The organism is Actinomadura sp. 6N118 (assembly GCF_044326415.1).
In the GTDB taxonomy this organism is placed as follows: domain Bacteria; phylum Actinomycetota; class Actinomycetes; order Streptosporangiales; family Streptosporangiaceae; genus Spirillospora.
Genome location: NZ_JBIRAZ010000059.1, coordinates 1 through 3,286 on the forward strand (window position 1 = coordinate 1; position 3,286 = coordinate 3,286).

The 3,286-nt window shown below is 64.2% G+C and carries 3 protein-coding genes; all 3 read left to right on the forward strand.

Features of this window, described 5'->3' with window-relative positions; genetic code table 11:
• Positions 1-299 precede the first annotated feature (299 nt).
• Positions 300-608 carry a hypothetical protein gene (locus ACH34W_RS55280; protein WP_395969339.1) on the forward strand — a complete coding sequence of 103 codons (309 nt, stop codon included), beginning with the start codon at positions 300-302 and terminating at the stop codon, positions 606-608.
• A 570-nt stretch (positions 609-1,178) separates the two neighbouring features.
• Positions 1,179-2,972 carry a group II intron reverse transcriptase/maturase gene (ltrA, locus tag ACH34W_RS55285; protein WP_395969340.1) on the forward strand — a complete coding sequence of 598 codons (1,794 nt, stop codon included), beginning with the start codon at positions 1,179-1,181 and terminating at the stop codon, positions 2,970-2,972.
• A 114-nt stretch (positions 2,973-3,086) separates the two neighbouring features.
• Positions 3,087-3,286 (forward strand): hypothetical protein (locus ACH34W_RS55290; RefSeq protein ID WP_395969341.1); only part of this gene is annotated, 200 nt, incomplete at its 3' end.

A 3,286-nucleotide genomic window follows, 5' to 3' on the forward strand; every position in this document is an offset into this window, starting at 1 on the left:
GTGTGAGAAGTAGTTCCCTGGTTTCGTGGTTTTGTGTGGCTTTTGTGTGGTGTTCGGTGCTGTGGTTGAGGTGTCACGTATCACAAAGCGTCGCTGTTGTGTGACTGTGTGTTTGCTGGCCGGTATCTTGCCGAACAGGTCATCGAAGATGGGCCGTCATCACCGGCCCGGCGCCCGGCAGGAGAGGCCCCCCGAGTTGTCGTCTGCTGCGTTGTCTGTTGCGTCGCCTGCTGCTGGTGTGCGGCGCGCCGGCGGGCTGTGTTCGGCCTGGCGACGAACAGTCCGGGGGTGGCTGACCGGTGGCGCGTAAGACCAGGAGCAACCGGGGCAGCAGGGTCCGCGCCTACCGGGTCGGTCATCGCGCCAACCCGGGCAAGGTGGCGGCGGTCGGTGAGATCTTGCCGCACTGGCGGCGGGGCCTGGTCCATGTGCAGCTCCTGCAGACGCGCGCCTACAAGGAGCACGGGTTCGTCGGGTTGATGGACACCAAGGGCCTGCCGGGGTATCTGTCGCAGCGGCAGTGGAAGAGCGTGGTCAGTGCGACACGAGGTCGCTCCATTCAAGTGGAGAAAGCCCTCAGAGAGGAAGGAATAGGGCTGATTCTCTGACAAGTGTCCAATTGTCAGTCCCCAGGTCCGCATGCGTCGCTGGCAACGGCGGGGTGTGAAGCCGGACCAGAAAGCCCAAGGGGCCCCGATCCGTCCGGGGAGCCACAGGTGAGGGGAAGACTGGAAGGGCGAATGCGATGTGAACCCCCGGCTATGCCTCGTCACTCTTACGGTCATGAGAGGGGAAGCATAATGGCCGACAAGCCCTAGGTGCAGAAAAGCGCCAGGTGGTCCCTTCGGATGACTAAGGAGGGATGTGGACACCACCGGGCTCGGGGTATAGGGGGCGCCCTCCCCAGTCGCATCTTGATGGAGGGAAACGTGGGAACCCCGTTGTGGTCCGTCATAGGGCGGTAGGTGGCCGTAAGGGAAGCCGATGCCGCAGCGGGAACAGGATGGTCCAAGAAGCGAATGCCGACAGATCGAAAGGTCAGGGGAAAACGCGGAATGCTCGACTCTCAAGGCGCCGCGTATAACCCGTCGGATAGGGGCCCTGGTGGCCTGGCCCGAAAGGGCGCTGACGTGGACCGGGTGGAACTTTGGAGTGAAGGTGGGGAGGGACCCGAACCGATGGGCAAGTTGGACACCACACCGGGCGACATGGCCGGGACGGTGAACGGACCGGAGGGCGATCCCGCTCTGGACTGGCACGGCATCGACTGGGCCAGCGAGGAGCAGAACGTACGGCGACTCCGCCAGCGGATCTTCAAGGCGTCGCAGGAAGGGAACCTCAAACAGGTTCGCAACCTGCAAAAGCTCGTGCTGCGGTCGAGGAGTAACACGCTGGTCAGCGTGCGACGAGTCACCCAGCACAGCACCGGCCGCAAGACCGCCGGGATCGACGGCCAGGTCGTGCTGACCCCTGCCGGGCGGGCCCAGCTCGCCCAGCAGATCCAGGAACAGCCGAACCGTCGTCCCGATCCGGTCAAGCGGGTGTACATCCCCAAGAGCAATGGAAAGCAGCGCCCGCTCGGGATCCCGGTGATCAAAGACCGCGTCCACCAGGCGCGTGTCAAGAATGCGCTGGAACCCGAGTGGGAAGCCCGTTTCGAGGAGCGGTCCTACGGTTTTCGGCCGGGGAGGAGTTGCCACGACGCGGTGGAGAGCATCTTCGACGTGGCGAAGAGGAGAACCGGAGTCCGGGAGTGGGTTTTGGATGCTGACTTGTCGGCGGCATTCGACCGGATCCACCACGACCGGCTGATGCAATCCGTCGGATCGTTCCCCGCTGGGGACGCCATCCGGGGGTGGCTGAAGGCCGGGGTGATGGAGCAAGGCCGGTGGTCGCCCACGCACGAGGGAACTCCGCAGGGGGGCGTGATCAGCCCTCTGCTGCTTAACATTGCTCTGCACGGGATGGAAGAAGCCGCAGGGGTGGAATGGAAACGCAGAGGCGAAAGCCTGGGCGCTAAACCTGAAACCCCGGTCCTGATTCGGTACGCCGACGACTTCGTAGTGCTCACATACTCGAAGGAAGAGGCGGAACAGATTAAGCGGAAGCTGGCCGAATGGCTGGAGCCCCGCGGGCTCCGGTTCAACGAGGACAAGACCCGCATCGTGCATCTGGACGAGGGTCTTGACTTCCTGGGGTTCAACATCAGGAAGAACAGCCAACGCAAGATCATTATCAAGCCGAGTCAGGACGCGGTACGGAGGATCCGGGAAAGGCTGCGGATAGAGATAAAGGCCCTGCGTGGGCACAACGCCGCAGCAGTACTGAGGAAGCTCGCGCCTATTGTGCGTGGGTGGGCGACGTACTACCGGGGGGTGTGCTCCAAGGAAACCTTTGGCTCCCTGGATCACTACGTCTGGAAGCTCACCTACAAGTGGGCCACCAGAAGGCACCCCACCAAGTCGAGGCACTGGGTAGCAGACCGGTACTTCGGCAGGTTCAACAAGTCGCGGGCGGACAAGTGGGTGTTCGGCGACCGGAACACCGGCGCCTACCTCTACAAGTTCGCATGGACCCCGATCGTCCGGCACATCAAGGTCAAGACAGGAGCGTCCGCGGATGACCCTGCCCTGGCCGACTACTGGGCGAACAGGCGCCGCAAGGCGGCGCCTCCCGTGATGGACAAGACCAGCTTGAGCCTGGCCATGCGCCAGAAAGGGCTGTGTCCGCTCTGCAACGGGACCCTGATCACCGGGGCCGAATATGAGCCGGACAATCCACGCGCCTGGATTGAATGGTTCGAGGCCACAGGACGGCGGCTGCACAAGCACCACCTCCGATACCGGCGAGAAGGGGGCGGGAACGGCAAGAACAACCTCCGGCTCGTACACGCCGACTGTCACCGGCAGCACCACGAAGCCGACGACAAACGGACCGGACGCAAGACCAAACGCCCACAGGGTTCTGCTTGAGCCGTGTGCGGTGAAAGTCGCACGCACGGTTCTGAGGGGGCCGGGGCCCGGCAACGGGCCCCGGCTACCCGACACCAGGTCAACCAGGCCCTGGCCGCGTGGGCCGGAGCCGCCGTGGCGAAAATCCGCGCGCTGATCGCCGCCCTGGATGTTCCCGCCGGCCGCAAGAGTGACCTGTTCCGCATCAACGCCGGACGTGCCTGGTTCCGCCCCGAATACACCACCGGCCGCACCACCGGCCGCTCCGCCGATCAGGACGCCGATCCAGATGGTGGCGGTGTGTTCACCGCCACGCCTGAGGACCTGGCGCTGGC